Here is an 18919-nt window from a genome sequence, read left to right on the forward strand (position 1 = left end):
AGGATCCTCTGTGCCGAAGACAACCGCGCCGAAGCCCGTCGTGCTCATTGCCGAAGTTCTCTCACCTGCGACCATCGAGGCGCTCGGGCCGGACTTCGACGTCCGTCAGGTCGACGGCACGGATCGTGAGGCGCTGTTCTCCTCACTGGCCGACGCGGATGCCGTACTCGTCCGCTCCGCGACGAAGATCGATGCGGAGGCACTCAGCCACGCACCGAAGCTGAAGGTCGTCGCGCGTGCCGGTGTCGGACTCGACAACGTCGACATCCAGGCATCCACCAAGGCCGGCGTCATGGTCGTCAACGCGCCCACCTCGAACATCATCTCGGCCGCTGAGCTCACCTGCGGCCACATCCTCAGCCTGGCGCGTCACGTCCCCGCCGCGCATGCCTCACTCGCCGCCGGTCAGTGGAAGCGCAGCGCGTACACGGGCACCGAGCTCTACGAGAAGACGCTCGGCATCGTCGGCCTCGGACGGATCGGTGCACTGGTCGCCGCCCGGATGCAGGGCTTCGGGATGAAGATCGTCGCCTTCGATCCGTACGTCACCAGCGCACGCGCGCAGCAGCTCGGGGTCGAGCTGCGCACCCTGGACGAGCTGGTCGCCGAGGTCGACTTCCTCACGATCCACATGCCGAAGACGCCCGAGACCACGGGCATGATCGGTGCAGAGCAGTTCGCGGCCATGAAGAAGACCGCCTACGTCGTCAACGTCGCCCGCGGTGGCCTGATCGACGAGGTCGCTCTGCGCGAAGCGCTGCTGGCCGGCGAGATCGCCGGTGCCGGCCTCGACGTGTTCACCTCCGAGCCCCCGGCAGAGGGCGGTTCGGCGCGGGAGCTGCTGGATCTGCCCAACGTCGTCGTCACTCCGCACCTCGGAGCGTCGACGGATGAGGCGCAGGAGAAGGCCGGCATCTCGGTGGCCCGCTCAGTGAAGCTCGCGCTCGAGGGCGATCTGGTTCCGGATGCTGTCAACGTCGCCGGCGGTGTGATCGATCCCTTCGTGCGCCCCGGCATCGCACTGGTCGAGAAGCTCGGTCAGATCTTCAGCGGCCTCACCACCTCCGCCCTGACGAGTCTCGACATCGAGGTGCGCGGCGAGCTCGCGGACTACGACGTGAGCGTCTATCGGCTGGCCGCGCTCAAGGGCGTGCTCTCCAATGTCGTGAGCGAGAACGTCTCCTACGTCAACGCGCCGCTGTTCGCCGAGCAGCGCGGCATCGAGGCGCGTCTGATCGTGGACAAAGAGAGCCCCGAGTACCGCAACCTGACCACGCTTCGCGGCGCCCTCGCCGACGGAACGGTGCTCACGGTCGCCGGCACGCTCGCCGGCACCCGGATGGTGCAGAAGATCGTCGGGATCAACGGCCACGACATCGAGGTGCCGATCGAGACGCATCACGTCGTGATGCAGTACACGGACCGTCCGGGCATCGTCGCGATCTACGGCCAGAAGTTCGGCGAAGCCGGGATCAACATCGCCGGGATGCAGGTCGCACGACGTGAGGCCGGCGGTCAGGCGCTCACCGTCCTGACGGTCGATTCCCGAGTGCCGGAGGAGCTGCTCTCAGAGGTCGGCGAGGCCATCGACGCCAAGGTGATCCGTTCGATCGAGATCACCGAGGTCTGACCGGATGATGCGGCGCCCGATATGAACGAGCCCGCATTCTCCAGCCTCGCGTTCGGCGAGGGACGGTTCGACCACGGCGATGTCGTGTTCATACCGATTCCTCCGCACGCGAGCGTCGACCCCCGTGTCTGGGCGGAGACTCTGTTCTCCCGCGCATCGATCCCGAAGCCGGTGCAGGCGCTGTTCGGGGTGCGGATGATCTTCGCGTCGCTGCTGGGGCTCCGTCCGGCGCCGGACGGTGTCTTCGAGGTTCGTGAGGTGGTCGGAGACGAGGCACTCATGAGCTTCGACGATGCCCATCTCGACTTCCGATGCGCGGTCGGCGTGGATGCCGAAACGCGCGTGGTCCGAGTGACGACCGTGGTGCGCCTGCACGGATGGCGGGGCCGTGTGTATTTCACGCCGGTGAGTCTGCTGCATCCGATGATCGTGCAGTCGATGCTGCGCCGCACTCGACGCATCCTCTCGGCACGGGCCCCCGGGCTCTAGGACGTCGCGCGGACCACCAGTTCGACGAGCGCGCGCAACTCCTGATCGCGGGGGACCAGCCGGTCCGGACCGTTGATGTCGAGCGAATTGTTGAAGTACAGCCCGTCTCCGACGAGCAGCACGAGGTCGAGCGACGCCTGATCGCGCACACGAGGGCGGATCGCATCGGCCCAACTGCTGCGGGTCTCGCGCAATGCATCGCCGGCGGCGCTCGACCCGCCCTGCGCGAGCCGTGAGACGGCGATGAGCGCGCGGTCGAGCGGCTCGTTCTCCATGACGGAGGTGCGCACGTAGTACGCGACGGGTCCCTCCAATGCGATGTTCATCTCGGTCAGGTCTTCGTCGACGAGACGCATCAGCCGCTCGATCATGCCGGTCGCGAGGTCGTCCTTGGAAGCGAAATGGTAGAGCAGGCCGCCCTTGGACACGCCGGCGGCCTTCGCAGTGGCGTCGAGGGTCGCGGTGCGCTCACCAGAGGAGATGAGGATCTCCTCGAAGGCGTCGAGCACGCGCTCTCGAGCGAGGGGAGGTCTGGCCATATCTGTTACTATACCATCTGGACGGTTTACTATCGAAAGAGGATGAGATGGCCCAGATCGGGGTCGAGACGAGCGGGATCAATGCACCACGTGCGGGGGCACGGGCGTGGCTGGCGCTCGTCGTGCTCATGCTGCCCGTGCTGCTGGTGTCGGTCGACAACACGGTGCTGAGCTTCGCGCTGCCCGAGATCGCGATCGCGCTGGCGCCGTCCGGCGCCGAGCAGCTGTGGATCATCGACGCGTACCCCCTCGTGCTCGCCGGACTCCTCGTCACGATGGGCACTCTGGGCGACCGGTTCGGCCGTCGCCGGATGCTGCTGATCGGATCCACCGGGTTCGCCGCGGTCTCCGTGCTCGCGGCGTTCGCGCCGACGGCAGCGCTTCTGATCGCCGCGCGTGCGCTGCTCGGGTTCTTCGGCGCGATGCTGATGCCCTCGACCCTGTCGCTGCTGCGGTCGATCTTCCAGAACCGCGACCAGCGGCGGATGGCGATCGCCGTGTGGGCGTCGGCCTTCTCCGCCGGTTCGGCGCTCGGCCCGATCGTCGGCGGGTTCCTGCTCGAGCACTTCGCATGGGGTTCGGTCTTCCTCATCGCCGTGCCGGTGCTGATCCCGCTGCTGGTCGGGGCGCCGCTGCTGGTTCCGGAGAGCCGCGACCCGGCCCCGGGCAGGATCGATCCGATCAGCATCGCGTTGTCGATGGGGACGATGATCCCGGTGGTCTACGCGATCAAGGCCGTGGCCGTCGACGGCATCACGGTGGCCGCCGTGCTCTGGGCGCTGCTGGGCGTCGCGATGGGCTGGCTGTTCGTGCGCCGTCAGCTGCGCGCCAAGACGCCGATGCTCGACATGGCGCTGTTCCGTCGGGGGTCGTTCTCCGGCGCGATCCTGGTGAACCTGCTCAGCGTGGTGGCGCTCGTCGGGTTCCTGTACTTCGTGCCGCAGCACCTGCAGCTGATCCTGGGGATGTCGCCGATGATGGCCGGAATCGCCCTGGTGCCGGGAATGCTCGCAGTGATCGTCGCAGGACTGAGCGTCGTCCCTGTGTCACGCCGCGTTCCGCCGCACATCCTGGTCCCTTCGGCCCTCGCCTTCTCGGTTGTCGGATACCTGCTCGTCGCATTCACGACGGCGGGGCACGGCGCGCTCCCACTGATCCTCGCCTTCGTCGTGCTCGGGATCGGCATCGGCGCCGCCGAGACGATCTCGAACGAGCTGATCCTCTCGAGCGCACCCGCGGCGAAGGCCGGCGCCGCGAGCGCGGTGTCCGAGACCGCGTACGAACTGGGTGCGGTGCTGGGCACCGCGGTGCTCGGCGGTATCATCACGGCGTTCTACCGCTCGGCTCTCGTGGTTCCGGAAGGCGTTCCTTCCGGTGTCGCCGAGGCCGCGCGTGAGACCCTCGCCGGGGCGTACACCGCGGCCGAGGAGTTGCCGGATGCGCTGGGGTCGGCGCTGTGGGAGGCCGCGGCATCCGCCTTCGACTCCGGGGTGCTGGTGACCTCGCTGATCGGCGCGGTCCTGGTCGTGGGGGCCGGCACGATCGCCGCCGTCACACTGCGCACGAAGGCCGCACGCTGACCAGTACGCTGGTGGATACGTGCCCCGCGCGAAGTCGCGCCACGGGCGATCCCGGTGCAAGGAGTGTCAATGTCGCGTGTCGTGAAGCTGGCCGTCATCCCCGGTGACGGCATCGGTCCCGAGGTCGTCGCCGAGGCGGAGAGGGCGCTCGACGCCGTCACCGCCGGCAGCGACGTCACGTTCGAGAAGACGCACTTCTCGCTCGGTGCCGCGCGATACCTCGAGACCGGGGACACCCTCACGGACGAGGATCTCGCCGCGATCAGGGCCCATGACGCCATCATCCTCGGCGCCGTCGGCGGAACGCCGGGCGACCCGCGGCTGAAGGACGCGAACATCGAACGCGGCCTGCTGCTGAAGTTGCGCTTCACGTTCGATCACTACGTCAACCTGCGCCCGTCGAAGCTCTATGCCGGAGCTCCTGGGCCGCTCGCCGATCCCGGCGAGGTCGACTTCGTGGTCGTGCGCGAGGGTACGGAAGGACCGTACGTCGGCAACGGCGGCGCGATCAGGGTCGGCACGCCGCACGAGATCGCGAACGAGACCAGCGTGAACACCGCCTACGGCATCGAGCGCGTGGTGCGGTACGCCTTCGAACTGGCAGGGCGTCGTCGGCAGAAGCTCACCCTCGTGCACAAGACCAACGTGCTCGTGCACTCGGGTGGCATGTGGAAGCGCATCGTCGACGAGGTGGCGACGGAGCACCCTGACGTGGCCGTAGACTATCTCCACGTCGACGCGGCAACGATCTTCCTGGTCACGAACCCCTCCCGCTTCGACGTGATCGTCACCGACAACCTCTTCGGCGACATCCTCACGGATCTGGCAGGCGCCGTCACCGGTGGCATCGGCCTCGCCGCATCGGGCAACATCAACCCCGACGGCGCGTTCCCCTCGATGTTCGAGCCCGTTCATGGTTCGGCGCCCGACATCGCGGGCCAGCAGAAGGCCGACCCCACTGCGGCGATCCTGTCCGTCGCCCTGCTGCTCGACCACCTCGGGCTCGCGCAGGAATCCGATCGCCTCACACGCGCGATCGAAGCCGACATCGCAGCACGGGCCGGTTCCCGTACCACCAGCCAGACGGGCGACGCGATCATCGCACGGCTCCAGGCGTAGTCTGAGACCACGCGCACGCCGCCCGCAACGAACGCAGGATGTGACATGACAACGACCGAGACCGAACTCGCCCCGCTCGAGTTCTCCGTGACCAAGAACCTCGCTGCACGCTCCGCCGCGCAGCGCGATGAAGCCCTCGCCAACCCGGGCTTCGGCACGATCTTCACCGACCACATGGTCGACATCTGCTGGTCGGCGCGCGGGGGATGGCACCGACCGCGTGTCCAGCCGTACGGCCCGATCTCGCTCGACCCCGCGGCCGCCGTGCTGCACTACGGCCAGGAGATCTTCGAAGGCATCAAGGCCTACCGCCACGCCGACGGTTCGATCCACACCTTCCGCCCCGACCAGAACGCGGCGCGTCTGCAGCGCAGCGCCCGCCGGATGGCTCTGCCCGAGCTCCCCGCCGACTACTTCCTCCAGTCGCTGCGCGAACTCATCGCGGTCGACGGGGCCTGGGTGCCGTCAGGAGAGGACCAGAGCCTCTACCTGCGCCCGTTCATGTTCGCGAAGGAGGCGTTCCTCGGTGTGCGCCCGGCGCAGAAGGTCGCGTACTACGTGATCGCTAGCCCCGCGGGCTCCTACTTCAAGGGCGGCGTCAAGCCGGTGCGCATCTGGCTCTCCGAGACGCATGCCCGTGCCGGCAGGGGCGGTACGGGAGCGGCGAAGACGGGCGGGAACTACGCCTCCAGCCTGCTGCCGCAGGCCGAAGCCTACGACAAGGGCTGCGACCAGGTCGTGTTCCTCGACCAGGACGGCAATGTCGAAGAGCTCGGCGGGATGAACGTCGTGTTCGTGTTCAAGGACGGACGCGTCGTCACGCCGGAGTCAGACAGCATCCTCGAGGGCATCACACGCAACTCGCTTCTGCAGCTCGCCGAGGATCGCGGCCACACCGTCGAGCGCCGTCCGGTCTCCCTGCAGGAGTGGCGCGACGGTGTCGCGTCCGGTGACATCGTCGAGGTGTTCGCATGCGGCACGGCCGCCGTCGTCACACCCATCGGTGCACTGGTCACGGCCGACTTCGAGGATGTGCAGCCCACCGGCGAGCTCGCCCTCTCGCTGCGCGAGGAGCTCACCGACATCCAGTACGGTCGCGCGACGGACAAGCACGGCTGGCTCCACCGCCTCGACGCCTGACCTCGTCCCAGCCGTACCGGCGCAGAGACCCGGGCTAGGCTGGAGCGGTGAAGATCGCTCGGTTCAGCCACAATGACGCCATCCGCTACGGCATCGTCGACGAGCAGGAGCTCGTCGTCCTCGCCGGAGACCCGATGTTCGCAGGGTACGAGACCACGGGCGAGCGCGTGCCGCTCGCGGATGCCGCGCTGCTCGCACCTGTGATCCCTCGGTCGAAGGTGGTGTGCGTGGGCAAGAACTATCACGATCATGCCGCCGAGATGGGGGGAGTGGCACCGGAGGAACCCCTCCTGTTCCTCAAGCCCAACACCTCGGTGATCGGCCCTGGCGACACGATCGTCCGTCCGACGATCTCGGAGCGCACCGAGCACGAGGGTGAGCTCGCGGTGGTCATCGGCCGGATCGCGAAGAACGTCACGGCGGGGAACGCACTCGATTACGTGTTCGGGTACACCGTCGCCAACGACGTCACTGCGCGCGACCTGCAGAAGAAGGACGGCCAGTGGACGCGCGGCAAGGGCTTCGACACCTTCTGCCCTCTGGGGCCCGTCATCGAGACGGACTTCGACGAGACGGACGCCACGATCGAGACGCGGGTCAACGGCGAGGTGCGCCAGCACGCACCGCTCAGCGACATGATCCATTCGGTTGCGGCGATCATCGAGTACGCGTCCGCCGTGTTCACCCTGCTGCCCGGTGACGTGATCCTCACGGGCACGCCGGCCGGCGTCGGCCCGTTCGAGGCAGGCGACACGGTCGAGGTCGAGGTCTCCGGTCTCGGCATCCTTCGCAATTCGGTGCGCGACGCCCTACCCGTGGCATGACGACGCTGCCGGCTCTCGACCAGGCGGCGATCCAGCGGCGGACAGTCCTCGTCCTGTCGCTCGGACAGGTGCTCGGAGGCATCGCGTTCGGCGCGACGGTCTCACTCGGAGCGCTGCTCGCGGCCGATCTCTCCGGCGACGATGCGCTGTCGGGCCTGGCGACGGCCTCTGTCACGCTCGGCGCCGCACTGTGCGCCATCCCGTTGGCCCGACTCGCGAGTCGTGTCGGACGCCGGCGGGCGCTGACGCTCGGGAACCTGTTCGCACTGGTCGGCATCGGCGTCGTCATCCTGGCAGCCGCGATGCGGGTCTTCCCGCTGCTGCTCGTCGGCATCCTGATGATCGGCGCCGGCAACGCGGGCAATCTGCAGTCCCGCTTCGCGGCGACCGACCTCGCCTCGCCGAAGCACCGCGGACGCGACCTGTCGGTCGTGGTGTGGGCCACGACGATCGGCGGCGTCTCCGGTCCGCTGCTGCTGGGCCCAGGAGAGATCGTCGGCCAGGCCATCGGCATGCCGCCGCAGACCGGATCCTACCTCTTCTCTCTGGTCGCCCAGACGGCGGCGTTCGTCCTCTATGTCGTCGCTCTGAGGCCCGATCCGCTTCTGACCGCGCAGCGGCTCGCGAAGGATGCCGCGGCATCCCTCTCAGCACCCGTCGTCGTGCCGGATCGACCGACGGTCGCGCGCTATGCGATCTTCGCGATCGCCGGGTCGCATGTCGTGATGGCCTCGGTGATGGCGATGACGCCGATCCATCTGTCCCATATGGCGCACGGTATGCACGCAGGTCATGCGTCGAGCGCGGACATCTCACTGCTGGTCGGCTTCACGATCGCCATGCACGTCGCCGGTATGTACGGACTGTCACCGGTCTTCGGCATCCTCGCCGACAGGTGGGGTCGGCTGCGTGTCGTGCTGCTCGGACAGGCGATGCTCGCCGGAGCGCTCGCGTTCGCCGTCCTCGTGAACGATCAGGCGTGGGGCGTGATGGTCGCGCTCATCCTGCTCGGCCTCGGCTGGAGCGCCGCCACCGTCGCCGGGGCGGCGCTGCTCACCGAGGCGAGTGCGCCGGAACTGCGCACCCGACGTCAGGGGCGCAGCGATTCGCTCATGAGCCTGTCGGCCGCCGCCGGTGCGGTGCTTGCCGGCGTTGTGCTCTCGAACTTCCAGTACTCGGGACTGGGGATCGCGGCATCCGTGCTGGTCCTCGCGATCGTCGTGCTCGCGCCACTGGGGCGGGCCAGGGCGTGAAGTCATGGGCGGGCGTCGGCGAGGCCTACGCCGCCTCCTACGCCGCGCTGTGCGAGGGGACTCACGACGAGATCGTGCGCGGGCTCGGACCGGCGAGAGGCCGTCGGCTGGTGGATGTCGGAGCCGGCACCGGAACACTCGCGGCACGACTGATGGATGCCGGCTGGTCGGTCACGGGCTGCGAACCGGAGTCGTCTATGCGGGCCGTCGCCGCACGCGATCATCCACGCGTGCCGATGGTCGACGGTGCGCTGCCCGGCCTGCCGTTCGATGACGCAGTGCACGATGCCGTGACGGCGAACTTCGTGCTCAACCACGTGCCGGATCCGCGTGCTGCGGCGCGCGAGCTCCGGCGGATCGCGGCGCCGGATGCCGTGCTGGTCGCCACGATCTGGATCGTCTCGCCGTCGTGGTTCTGGCAGAGCGTCAGCGACCGCGCCGGTTTCGTGGCACCCGCCGGCGGACGACTCTCGCCTGACAAGGACTTCGAGCGGACCTCGGAAGGACTCGGACGGATGCTCGCGGACGGCGGGTGGCGTGGGGTCGAGGTGAGCGAGCACAGCTGGACCTGGCACGCGGAGACCGAAGCGCTCTGGCGCTCGGCGGTGGGCGGTGTCGCCTCCGCCGGCGCGTTGTACCTCTCGCTCGATGCGGCCGAACGAACGCGGTTCGCGCGGGCGTTCGACCAGCTGTGCGCGGAGCATTCGAACGGCTCGCGGGTCGCGCTCGAGCACACTGCGGCCGTCGCTGTCGGCGGCGTGGGGTGAGCCGGCATCCGCACGCGTAGGATTGAGAGGCTATGGCTACCCCGCATCCTCTCACCACGACCGCTTCAGGCGCCGACGTCCGCGTCCGCTTCTGCCCTTCGCCGACCGGCCTTCCGCACGTGGGGATGGTGCGCACCGCTCTGTACAACTGGGCATACGCGCGACACAACGGCGGCAAGCTCGTCTTCCGCATCGAGGACACCGATGCCGCGCGCGACAGCGAGGAGAGCTTCCAGCAACTCGTCGACGCGCTGACCTGGCTGAAGATCGACTGGGATGAGGGCGTGCAGGTCGGCGGACCCCACGAGCCGTACCGTCAGTCGCAGCGTCACGACATCTACCGCGGCGTGATCGACAAGCTGCTCGCCTCCGGCGCACTGTACGAGAGCTTCTCGAACGCCGAGGAGATCGACGCCCGCAACGAGGCGAACGGGCGCGCGAAGCAGCTCGGCTACGACAACTTCGACCGCGACCTCACCGACGAGCAGAAGGCCGCCTTCCGCGAGGAGGGCCGGCTGCCAGCCCTGCGCCTGCGGGTGCCGGAGGAGGACCTGACCTATGTCGATCTGATCCGCGGCGAGGTGACCTTCCCCGCGGGGTCGTTCCCCGATTTCGTGGTCGTGCGGCCGAACGGCGTCCCGCTCTACACGTTCGTGAACCCCGTCGATGATGCGTTGATGGGCATCACGCACGTGCTGCGCGGTGAAGACCTGATGCCGTCGACGGCGCGTCAGCTGGCGCTGTACGCCGCGCTCATCGAGGCGGGCGTCACCACCTTCGTCCCGCGTTTCGCTCACATGCCGCTGGTGCTGGGTGAGACCGGCAACAAGAAGCTCTCCAAGCGCGACCCGCAGGCAGACCTGTTCCTGCATCGCGAGCGCGGCTTCATCCATGAGGGACTGCTCAACTACCTCGCGCTGCTCGGCTGGTCGATCGGGCCCGACCGCGACATCTTCTCGCTGGACGAGTTCATCGCCGCGTTCGACATCGAGAACGTCAACCCGAACCCCGCGCGCTTCGACCAGAAGAAGGCCGAGTCGATCAACGGCGACCACATCCGGATGCTGGAGGTCAAGGACTTCGCCGAACGCACCATCCCGTACCTGGCCGCTGCAGGGCTCTTCGACGAGCCGACGCACGAGCAGCTGGTCCTCGCGTTCCGAGCAGCACCGCTGGTGCACGAGCGCGTGCAGCTTCTCGGAGAAGTGCCCGGCATGCTCGGCTTCCTCTTCACCGAAGAGATCTCGTACGACGCGGACGCGCTCAAGGGCCTCCCCGCCAACGCGGTGGACGTGCTCGAGGCGTGCGTCACGGCGCTGGAGCCGGTGACGGAGTTCACGCCCGAGAAGATCCAGGAGGCTCTCGCGACCGCGCTGGTCGAGAACCTCGAACTCAAGCCCCGGGTGGCCTACGGGCCGCCGCGCGTCGCGATCACCGGACGCCGCATCTCGCCGCCGCTGTTCGAGTCGATGGAGCTGATCGGCAAGGACGTCACGCTGCAGCGCCTCGGTGCATTGATCTCACTTCTCCGCTCCTAGGCGCGACCGGCGTGTCGTGCCCTGAGTCGCACGACGCGCCCGGAGGTTCGCTGAGCCGGGGGCGTTTTGGCGGCGACGTTCGGATCGGGTAGAGTAGTACCTCGGTGCGAGGCTCAGGTTTCGCCCTTGGGGTATGGTGTAATTGGCAACACAGCGGTTTCTGGTACCGCCATTCTTGGTTCGAGTCCAGGTACCCCAGCCACAGAAGAACCCCCGCTCAGGCGGGGGTTTTCTTGGTTAAGGCCAGGCGTCGCAGCATCCGACGGGGAGGATCTCATGTCACGACTGCCCATCACCCGTGAGACCGACGGCGATCGCTTCGTGTACCGCGACGGCGGGCGTCGGATCACGCGCGAGCGCGAGATCGCGAGACTGGATTCCCTGGCGATCCCGCCGGCCTGGACGGATGTGGAGATCTCGCGCTCCTCGTCCTCCAAGGTGCTGGCACGTGGAGTCGATGCGGCAGGTCGCCGTCAAGCCCTCTACAGCCCCGCGTACCGTCGGCGGCAGGAGAAGAAGAAGTACGCGCGCGTGCTGCAGTTCGCCGAACGACTGCCACGTCTGCGGAAGCAGCTGGATCACGACCTGCGCAGGCGCAGACTCAGCGAGGACAAGGTCATCGCCTGCATCGTCAAACTGATCGACCAGGAGTTCTTCCGCGTCGGCAATCCCGAGTACGCCCGGAAGTACGAGCACTACGGGATCACGACGCTCCGGCGCAAGCACACCGACGTCTCCTCGAACTCCGTGACGTTCGACTTCATCGGCAAGAGTGGGAAGCGGCACGTCAAGACGGTCCGCGATCCGCAGCTCGTCAACGTGATCCGCCGGCTCAACGAGATGCCAGGGCACGAGATCTTCCGCTTCCTCGATGAGGACGGAATCATCCACGACATCGACAGCCGGAGGGTGAACGCGTACGTCAAGAGGCACATGGGCCGTGACTTCTCGGCGAAGGACTTCCGCACGTGGGGCGGCACGCTGCTCGCGACCTCCGCCTTGCTCGCGGTCGAGCGTGAACGGGGCGACGCGGGTGAAGACGCCGCGGTGGTGCGTGACGTCGTAGCGCGGGTGGCCGACCGCCTCGGCAACACTCCTGCGGTGACGAAGGACTCGTACATCGACCCGCGCGTCTTCGCTGCATTCGAGGACGGCGTGACGATCCCCGCGGTCCGCCGGGCGATGAGCCGGATGCGGCCCCGCAAGTACCTCACGGTCGAGGAGCAGTGCGTTCTCAAGGTGCTGCGCAAGGGGTAAGCCGCTCTGCGTCGTCGGCATTGCGCCTGTTCGCAGATCGGGCCAGGATGTTCTGCAGTGCGTGCAGTGGATGAGGACCGATGACGTTTGCAGTGAGGCGGGCCGGCGAACACATCGGTCGACTGTCGCTGCTCGCGCTCGTCGCGGCTCTCGTCGTCGGCGGCATCGGTGCGATCGACGCGGTGTCCGAGCGGCTGCTCGCCGCCGGATCGTCCCGGATCCTCGCGGACGCTGAGCCTGCGGCGCGTACTCTTCGTATCGTGGCGCTCCAGGCCGCAGACGGCGCTGCGCAGGATGCCGAGGTCCGCGCAGCGATCCAGGCGACGTTCTTGGACACCGACATCTCCGTCGTCCGTCAGGCCGAGATCGAAGCTGCGGTGACGACGGCGTCCGGAGACGTGCTCGACCTGCGACTGCTCGACGACGCGCGCGTCCCCGAGCTCGGCCGCATCGCGGAAGGGGAGTGGCCCCATGCGCCCGATGAGATCGCGATGCTGAGCGCGGCGGCGGAGCGCTACGACCTCGGCGTGGGCGACACCGTCACCCTGAACAGAGACGGCCGGAGCCTCACGGTCGTGGGTCTGTGGACCGCCGACGACCCCCAGGACCCCGCCTGGCACGGCGAGACGGCCGTGGCATCCGGTGAGACCGACGGTGTGATTGGTCCGGCGATCGTCGCCGACGACGCCCTCGTCCGACTTCCCGGCACGGTGCGGGTCACGTGGGAGATCGAGCCGGATCGGATCGGACTCGATGAGATCCCGAAACTGCAGCGCGCGAGCGCGGCTCTGAGTGGATTGCCCGAAGAGGTGGATCCGCAGCGCGCGCAGAACACGCGCATCCTGGGAAGCCTCGGCGACACGCTGCAGCGGGCATCGACAGCAGTCGTCGCCACGCGCGGTCTGCTCGTCGCGCCGCTGCTCATCATCGCGCTCCTCGGCGTCCTGGTGCTGAGCCTCGCCCTCTCGACCCTCGCACTCGCGCGCGGCGAGGAACTGCGCCTCCTGCGCGCCCGTGGGGCGTCTTCGCGGCGGCTGGCTCTCGGCGCCGCGGCCGAGGCCGCCGCATTCGTGGCCGCGGGGGCGCTCATCGCGCTCGTGTCGCTCGCGGTGACTGTGGGGATCAGCGTGATCGCGCTGCTCACGACTGTCGGAGCGGTGGTGCTCGCGGCTGCCGCCGCGGCGCTGTTCACCGTGCGCAGCGCAGGTGGTGCCGACACCGTGCGGCCGGAATCGGTGCGCGGGGATGCGAACGCGCGCATGCTGCGCACGGCGCTCGTCCCCGTGGGCTCGATCGTGGGCCTGGCCGCGCTGTCCGCCTGGCAGCTGTTCACGAACGGCGCAGTGATCCGTCCCGATGGGGCACCGGATCCGCTCGCCGCGGCCGCTCCGGCACTGTTGATCATCGCCGCGTGCACCGTGGCTCCCGTGACAGCGGGACTGCTCGCCGGACTGGCGGAGCGGCTGCTGCGCCGTACGCGCGGAGCTGTGCCGATCCTGCCGCTCCGTCAGATCGCTCGTCGCATGGGCAGCATCGCGGTGGCGATCCTGTGCCTCGCCCTCGCCGCCGCGTCGTCGGCCCTGGCCGCAGCCGCTCCGACCTCCGCGGGCGCCGCTGAGCACCGCGCGCAGGTCGCGCTCCTCGGCGGAGACGTCCGCATGATCTCGGACGACGGCGTGCACGAGCTCGCCGCCGCTGCTGCGACGTGGGCCGAGGTGACGAAGGCGACAGAACTCGTCCGCATGCCCGTCACCGTCGGGTCCGACACCGCAGTGCTCCTCGCCGGCCCGCCGGCCGCACTGGGGATCGAAGGCGGGCTCGCCTCGGAAGCGCCGGACACGATCGCCGCCGCGGTCACACGAAGCCTGGCAGATCATCTCGGAGCCGAGGAGGGCACCGTGTTCACGGCACGGATCCGCTCGGTCGCCCGTCCTGTCTCGATCGAGATCGGTCGCATCGTCGACGCGGTGCCTGGTGTGGGAAGCGGATTCGGCATTGCGGCCGATCCTGAGGAACTGCACGCCGCGGGCACCGACCTGCGTCCCAACGAACTCTGGCTGCGCAGCAGCACTCCGGTCGACACCGCAGCGCACCTGCTGACGCAGGCGACGCATCCGGCCCGGATCCTCACCGCAGCGCAGGTGAGCGCCGCGCCCGTTGTCTCCATCGCCCCGGCACTGCTGGCGGCGGGTGCGCTCGTCTCCGCCGTCCTGGGGGTGATCGGATTCCTCGCGGCGATGTCGGCCACGGCCCGTGCGCGCCGCGGGGAGTCTCTCGTACTGCGTGCGCTCGGGTTGCGGCCGGCACGTCAGCGCGCTCTGCGGATCGGGGAGACCCTCGGTGTGGCGTTCTACGCCGTGCTCATCGGCACCGTGCTGGGCATCGCCGTGGCGGCAGCTGTTCTGCCCGTCGTTCTGGGAGCCGGGACATGAGCGGCCGCGTCCCCGTGCTGATGCGGGGAGCCTTGACCACGCCGGCTCTGTCGTCGTTCCTCGTGATCGTGATCGCCGCGCTGTCGTACATCGGCGTCGCAGCTCCCGCTTTCCTCGCGGACGGGCGCACCGCGACCATCCAGCGCAGTGTCATGTCGCTGCCGGACCTGAGCCGATGGCTCTCTGCGACCACGCCGGGACTGCCGGCGATCGATCCCGTTTCGGGCGGGGGATCCGGCGTGTGGGGGAGCGCGCTCGAGGTGCTCGCGCAGAAGCGCCAGGATCAGCCCGAGCCATTGCGCGCGCTGCTGGGCGCGCCCCGGATGACCGTGACGGCCGACGCGCAGCCCACGCGCGATGACGACCCCGACCGTGACTCCCCGGTGCCGAACAACAGAGTCGGGCTCGTCTCCGATCCTGGGCTCACGGCGCGCGCCGACCTCGTCGAGGGACGCCTCCCTGAGCTCACGGATCCCGCGGACGGCATCGAGATCGTGCTCACCGAGACGGTCGCCGACCAGCTGGGTTGGCTCCCTGGGACCGAACGCCGTTGGGAGGATACGACGTTGATGCTCACGGGCATCGTCGCACCCGGTGAGCGGGATCAGGGCGACTGGGCGTTCATCAGCGGGTCAGCGCGCCCGCTCGTCGAGGTCGAAGGGGGTGGGGATCGCGTCCTCGTCGCCGCCGGGTTCATGCACGTGGATCAGGCCGCTGCGATGGTGGACCGCGTCCGCGACATGAAGGTCACGGCATGGATGCCGTTCGATACCGACGCGATCGAAGCCGGCGACGCCGAGACCACTGCCGCACAGCTGCGTCAACTGGCGGCGGACCCTGCTGAGATCCCGATGTACGACGAGACCTTCTACAACAACGGGCTCGCGTTCAGCTCGTCGCTTCCGCAGGCGATCGGCGCAGGGGTGGCCCGTGGCGACGCGATGGCCGCAGTCGTGACGGTCTCGGCCGTGGGCCCGATCGCGGTCGCGCTGGTGGTGCTCGCCTTCGTGAGCCGCTTGATCGCCGTCCGTCGCGTCGTCGCCTCCCGGATGCTGCGCGCGCGAGGTGCGTCCACGTCTCGCCTGATCGCGCTGCTGGGCGGCGAGGGAGCCGCGCTGGGTGTGATCGGGGCCGCGATCGGCGCGGGCGCCGCCGGCGCGTGGCCGGGATGGGCGGCGACGTGGGTGCTCCTCGTGCCGTGCACCCTTGCACTCGTGCCCGCGGCCGTGGTGCCGTGGGGCACGCTGACCGATGCCGAGCATCGCGGGCGTCAGGACTTCGGCGAGACGAGTCGCGACAGAGTCGGCAGGGAGGTGCTGCACATCGCGATCGTCGTGGTGACGGCCGTGCTCGCGTCCCTGCTTGCGGTCCGGGCGGCTGGAGGCGTCGATCCGCTCCTTCTCGCGCTCCCGGTGCTTCTCGGCGCATCGGGGAGCATTCTCACGCTGCGCCTTCTGCCGTCGCTGCTGCGGACGGCCGAGCGGCGCGGCAGACGCAGCACCGCGCTCGTGGGCCTTCTGGGGCCTGCGCGTGCGCGTCGCGATCCGATCATGCGCACGGCGCCGGTGCTCGCGGTCGTGATCGGTCTGGGAGTGGCCACGTTCTCCGTCGCATTCGGCGTCACGGTCTCGGACGGCATCGCACGCTCGTCGGCGATCAGCGTAGGGGCCGATGTGCGCATCGACGCCGCGTACATCACTCAGGACGGAGCGGATCGAGTCTCAACTCTCGACGGCGTCGCATCGTCGGCAGCGCTTCGCGGCAGCACGACGGAGGACGCGTCCTCCGGCACGCAGAAGGTGCGGGCGCAGGTCTACACGGTCGACCGTGACGAACTTCTCTCCGTCCAGCACGATCCGACGACGGCGATCGTCCTGCCCGCCGCTCTCGCCGAGCCGGCGGAGGGGGCTGTACCGGTGGTGGTGTCTGAGGGCCTGCGGGAACGTCTGGAATTGGGCGACGGCGAAGAGCAGGTGCTCGAGGTCGGAGGGAAGCAGGTGCGCGTCGTCGGGATCGCTCCGTCGCAGGTGCCTTTCGGCGCCGCAGAGCTGTGGGTGATCGTCGACTCGGCCAACGCCGCGGCCATCGGCGCGCACAGCACCGGCTTCTCGCAGCTCTTCCTCGCCCTCGACCCCGGCGCCGATCCGGAGGACGTGGGAGCGGCGGCCGTGGCGACGCTCGGCGGAGACGCCGCGTTCGAGACACCCCGGCGCATCTCGACCGTCCGCGAGGAGGACCCGGCCCTCGGCCTCGTCCGCATCGCACTGTGGTCGGCGAGCGCCATCGTCGCCGTGCTCCTCGCCGTCGGCGTCACCGCAGCGCTCGTGCTCGGAGCTCCGTCTCGCGCACACATGCTGGCGATCCTCCGGGCGCTCGGTCAGTCGCGCGGCGCCGCTGGGCGCCTGGTCGTATGGGAGGTCGCACCGGCGCTGCTGCTCGCGGTGCCGTTCGGTGTGGGAACGGGTATGGCCATGGCATGGCTCGTGATTCCGCGACTGGACCTCCGCGAGTTCATCGGCGGTGTCGTTCAGCCGCCGGTCGCGCTGGGCGGTGCATGGCAGTTCGTGGTGGTCGGCGGCTTCGTCATCGTCACGGCCGTAGCGGTCGCCGCCGCGACGAAGCTGGGATCACGGTTGGCGGCGGCCACTGCAGCAGGCGACGACAGGACGTTGTGATGGAAAGGGGAGTGGCGATGAGCGATGACGCGCTCGACGGTGTGATCGTCTGCGAGGGGCTCGTGCGGATCTTCACCGCGCAGGGTGTTGAGGTGCAGGCACTGCAAGGCCTGGATCTGCGCATGTCGACGGGGGAGATGGTCGCTCTGGTCGGCGCATCCGGCTCGGGCAAGAGCACTCTGCTCGGCATCCTCGCCGGTCTCGATCGACCGACCGCGGGGTCGGCGCGCGTAGCCGGGCACGACCTCACGACGATGAAGGGTGCTGAGCGTCTGGAGTACCGTCGCCGCAGCGTCGGGTTCGTGTGGCAGCAGTCCGCGCGCAACCTGCTCTCATACCTGACAGCACGGGAGAACATCGCGATGGTGCACGAGGTCGCCGGTCTGGTCCGGCGAGCCGAGCGCGCCTCGACGGGCGACGAGCTGCTGGAGCTGCTGGGAGCGGCCGAAGTCGCTGACAGGCGACCGGCCGACATGTCCGGCGGTCAGAGGCAGCGTGTCGCGATCGCCGTCGCGCTCGCGAACAGGCCCCGGGTGCTCCTCGCCGATGAGCCGACGGGTGAGCTCGACGAATCGACCAGTGCCGAGGTGCTGGCGGCCATGGAGACGGTGAATCGCGAGCGCGGTGTCACGACCCTCATCGTCACGCACGACGCGGGCGTGACGGAGCATGTCGAGCGCACGGTGCGCATCCGCGACGGTCGCACCTCGACCGAGACCCTGCGTCGTACCGGGATGGACGACGCAGGACGGTCGGTGAGGACCGCGCACGAGTACGCTGTGCTCGATCGCGCGGGGCGCATGCAGCTGCCGGCCGACTTCGTCTCGGCGCTCGATCTGCGCGACCGCGTCCGGCTCACGCTCGAGCCCGATCACGTGCGAGTCGCATCCGGGCAGGAGCGCATTGCCCGTTCCGACGGTGAGGTCGGAGACCTGGACGCCGATGCGAGCGATCGCGACGACAGCGAAGAGGATGCAGGAGAGGAGCGATCATGACCGTCGTACTGCGAGCCGAATCGCTCTCCCGCGTGTTCACCAGTCCTGCCGGCGAGGTCAGAGCCGTGCAGGACGCGGATCTGACGGTCGAGGCGGGAGAGCTGGTGGTCGTCGCGGGTCGCTCAGGCGCGGGCAAGACGACGCTGCTCACGATGCTTGGCGGACTGGACCGCCCATCGGCGGGGCGAGTGCTCGTCGACGGCATGGATCTGGCCGATCCGGCGGTCGACTCCTCGGCGCTGCTCGGCTCCCGCATCGCCTCGATCTTCCAGACCGCAGGTCTCATCCCCGTGCTCTCCGCGGCCGAGAACGTCGAGGTCCCGTTGCGCATCCGTCGGGTCGATCCCGTTCAGCGCGACCGAAGGGTCGCTGAGGCGCTGCGCAGCGTCGGTCTCGAGGAGCACGCCGCGCAACGACCGGGGGAGCTCTCCGGCGGTCAGCAGCAGCGGGTCGGCATCGCGCGTGCGCTGGTCATGGCGCCGGGGATCCTGCTGGCCGATGAACCGACCGCTCAACTCGACAGCGAGACGGGCGTGCAGATCATGGAGCTCATCGCGCGCCTCGTGCACGACAGCGGGACCGCCGCCGTCGTCGCCACGCATGACTCAGCGATGCTCCGACGAGCGGATCGCGTGCTCGAACTGCATGACGGCATCCTCAGGGAGCGAGTGCCCTGAGCCG

Annotated in this window: 15 protein-coding genes and 1 tRNA gene; 15 read left to right on the forward strand and 1 reads right to left on the reverse strand. The window is 69.0% G+C overall.

Going from position 1 to position 18919, the window contains the following annotated elements:
- Nucleotides 1-10: 10 nt before the first annotated feature.
- Both serA and ACYVG2_RS03675 read left to right on the forward strand, forming a co-directional pair.
- Nucleotides 11-1630, forward strand: coding sequence for a phosphoglycerate dehydrogenase (serA, locus tag ACYVG2_RS03670; protein ID WP_460779720.1), 1620 nt, complete (start codon nucleotides 11-13; stop codon nucleotides 1628-1630).
- A gap of 21 nt (nucleotides 1631-1651) precedes the next feature.
- On the forward strand, nucleotides 1652-2119 hold the full coding sequence (locus ACYVG2_RS03675; protein ID WP_460779722.1) for a DUF2867 domain-containing protein: 468 nt from the start codon (nucleotides 1652-1654) through the stop codon (nucleotides 2117-2119).
- On the opposite strand, the gene ACYVG2_RS03680 is transcribed toward ACYVG2_RS03675, so the two are convergent.
- On the reverse strand, nucleotides 2116-2658 hold the full coding sequence (locus tag ACYVG2_RS03680) for a TetR family transcriptional regulator (RefSeq protein ID WP_460779723.1): 543 nt from the start codon (nucleotides 2656-2658) through the stop codon (nucleotides 2116-2118). The two genes, ACYVG2_RS03675 and ACYVG2_RS03680, sit on opposite strands and share 4 nt — an antisense overlap.
- A 47-nt stretch (nucleotides 2659-2705) precedes the next feature.
- Between ACYVG2_RS03680 and ACYVG2_RS03685 the strand changes: the two genes are divergently transcribed.
- From ACYVG2_RS03685 to ACYVG2_RS03745, 13 genes are all read left to right on the forward strand, one after another.
- Nucleotides 2706-4238 carry an MFS transporter gene (locus ACYVG2_RS03685; RefSeq protein ID WP_448965405.1) on the forward strand — a complete coding sequence of 511 codons (1533 nt, stop codon included), beginning with the start codon at nucleotides 2706-2708 and terminating at the stop codon, nucleotides 4236-4238.
- Nucleotides 4239-4307: 69 nt separating this feature from the next.
- Nucleotides 4308-5357, forward strand: a complete 1050-nt coding sequence (locus ACYVG2_RS03690) for a 3-isopropylmalate dehydrogenase (RefSeq protein WP_460779724.1) — start codon at nucleotides 4308-4310, stop codon at nucleotides 5355-5357.
- 45 nt (nucleotides 5358-5402) lie between these two features.
- Entirely contained in the window at nucleotides 5403-6497 is a 1095-nt protein-coding gene (locus ACYVG2_RS03695) for a branched-chain amino acid aminotransferase (RefSeq protein WP_448965407.1), read from the forward strand.
- A gap of 47 nt (nucleotides 6498-6544) precedes the next feature.
- A complete protein-coding gene (locus ACYVG2_RS03700) occupies nucleotides 6545-7321 on the forward strand; it encodes a fumarylacetoacetate hydrolase family protein (RefSeq protein WP_460779725.1) in 777 nt (258 codons plus the stop codon).
- Entirely contained in the window at nucleotides 7318-8574 is a 1257-nt protein-coding gene (locus ACYVG2_RS03705; protein ID WP_460779726.1) for an MFS transporter, read from the forward strand. Before ACYVG2_RS03700 ends, ACYVG2_RS03705 begins: the two co-directional genes overlap by 4 nt.
- Nucleotides 8571-9341, forward strand: a complete 771-nt coding sequence (locus tag ACYVG2_RS03710) for a class I SAM-dependent methyltransferase (protein WP_460779727.1) — start codon at nucleotides 8571-8573, stop codon at nucleotides 9339-9341. Before ACYVG2_RS03705 ends, ACYVG2_RS03710 begins: the two co-directional genes overlap by 4 nt.
- Nucleotides 9342-9373: 32 nt before the next feature.
- Nucleotides 9374-10879 (forward strand): glutamate--tRNA ligase, encoded by a 1506-nt coding sequence (gene gltX / locus ACYVG2_RS03715; protein WP_460779728.1) that lies wholly within the window; start codon nucleotides 9374-9376, stop codon nucleotides 10877-10879.
- 127 nt (nucleotides 10880-11006) lie between these two features.
- Nucleotides 11007-11081 (forward strand) — tRNA-Gln (locus ACYVG2_RS03720).
- Nucleotides 11082-11155: 74 nt separating this feature from the next.
- Entirely contained in the window at nucleotides 11156-12136 is a 981-nt protein-coding gene (locus ACYVG2_RS03725; protein WP_460779729.1) for a DNA topoisomerase IB, read from the forward strand.
- Nucleotides 12137-12216: 80 nt separating this feature from the next.
- Nucleotides 12217-14568: an FtsX-like permease family protein gene (locus ACYVG2_RS03730; protein WP_460779730.1), complete on the forward strand. Its 2352-nt coding sequence runs from the start codon at nucleotides 12217-12219 to the stop codon at nucleotides 14566-14568.
- A complete protein-coding gene (locus ACYVG2_RS03735; RefSeq protein WP_460779731.1) occupies nucleotides 14565-17243 on the forward strand; it encodes an ABC transporter permease in 2679 nt (892 codons plus the stop codon). Before ACYVG2_RS03730 ends, ACYVG2_RS03735 begins: the two co-directional genes overlap by 4 nt.
- 17 nt (nucleotides 17244-17260) lie before the next feature.
- Nucleotides 17261-18238 (forward strand): ABC transporter ATP-binding protein, encoded by a 978-nt coding sequence (locus ACYVG2_RS03740; protein WP_460779732.1) that lies wholly within the window; start codon nucleotides 17261-17263, stop codon nucleotides 18236-18238.
- Nucleotides 18235-18915 carry an ABC transporter ATP-binding protein gene (locus ACYVG2_RS03745; RefSeq protein WP_460779733.1) on the forward strand — a complete coding sequence of 227 codons (681 nt, stop codon included), beginning with the start codon at nucleotides 18235-18237 and terminating at the stop codon, nucleotides 18913-18915. The genes ACYVG2_RS03740 and ACYVG2_RS03745 overlap by 4 nt, the downstream gene beginning before the upstream one ends.
- The last annotated feature ends 4 nt before the right edge of the window (nucleotides 18916-18919 follow it).

Source organism: Microbacterium shaanxiense, from assembly GCF_054779995.1.

Excerpts from the sequence above, each read along its gene's own strand:
- ACYVG2_RS03740 (WP_460779732.1), top strand. The coding sequence starts at position 17,261 with ATGAGCGATGACGCGCTCGACGGTGTGATCGTCTGCGAGGGGCTCGTG.
- ACYVG2_RS03690 (WP_460779724.1), top strand. The coding sequence starts at position 4,308 with ATGTCGCGTGTCGTGAAGCTGGCCGTCATCCCCGGTGACGGCATCGGT.
- ACYVG2_RS03695 (WP_448965407.1), top strand. The coding sequence starts at position 5,403 with ATGACAACGACCGAGACCGAACTCGCCCCGCTCGAGTTCTCCGTGACC.
- ACYVG2_RS03735 (WP_460779731.1), top strand. The coding sequence starts at position 14,565 with ATGAGCGGCCGCGTCCCCGTGCTGATGCGGGGAGCCTTGACCACGCCG.
- ACYVG2_RS03680 (WP_460779723.1), bottom strand. The coding sequence starts at position 2,658 with ATGGCCAGACCTCCCCTCGCTCGAGAGCGCGTGCTCGACGCCTTCGAG.
- ACYVG2_RS03730 (WP_460779730.1), top strand. The coding sequence starts at position 12,217 with ATGACGTTTGCAGTGAGGCGGGCCGGCGAACACATCGGTCGACTGTCG.
- ACYVG2_RS03675 (WP_460779722.1), top strand. The coding sequence starts at position 1,652 with ATGAACGAGCCCGCATTCTCCAGCCTCGCGTTCGGCGAGGGACGGTTC.
- gltX (WP_460779728.1), top strand. The coding sequence starts at position 9,374 with ATGGCTACCCCGCATCCTCTCACCACGACCGCTTCAGGCGCCGACGTC.
- ACYVG2_RS03745 (WP_460779733.1), top strand. The coding sequence starts at position 18,235 with ATGACCGTCGTACTGCGAGCCGAATCGCTCTCCCGCGTGTTCACCAGT.
- ACYVG2_RS03725 (WP_460779729.1), top strand. The coding sequence starts at position 11,156 with ATGTCACGACTGCCCATCACCCGTGAGACCGACGGCGATCGCTTCGTG.
- ACYVG2_RS03705 (WP_460779726.1), top strand. The coding sequence starts at position 7,318 with ATGACGACGCTGCCGGCTCTCGACCAGGCGGCGATCCAGCGGCGGACA.
- ACYVG2_RS03685 (WP_448965405.1), top strand. The coding sequence starts at position 2,706 with ATGGCCCAGATCGGGGTCGAGACGAGCGGGATCAATGCACCACGTGCG.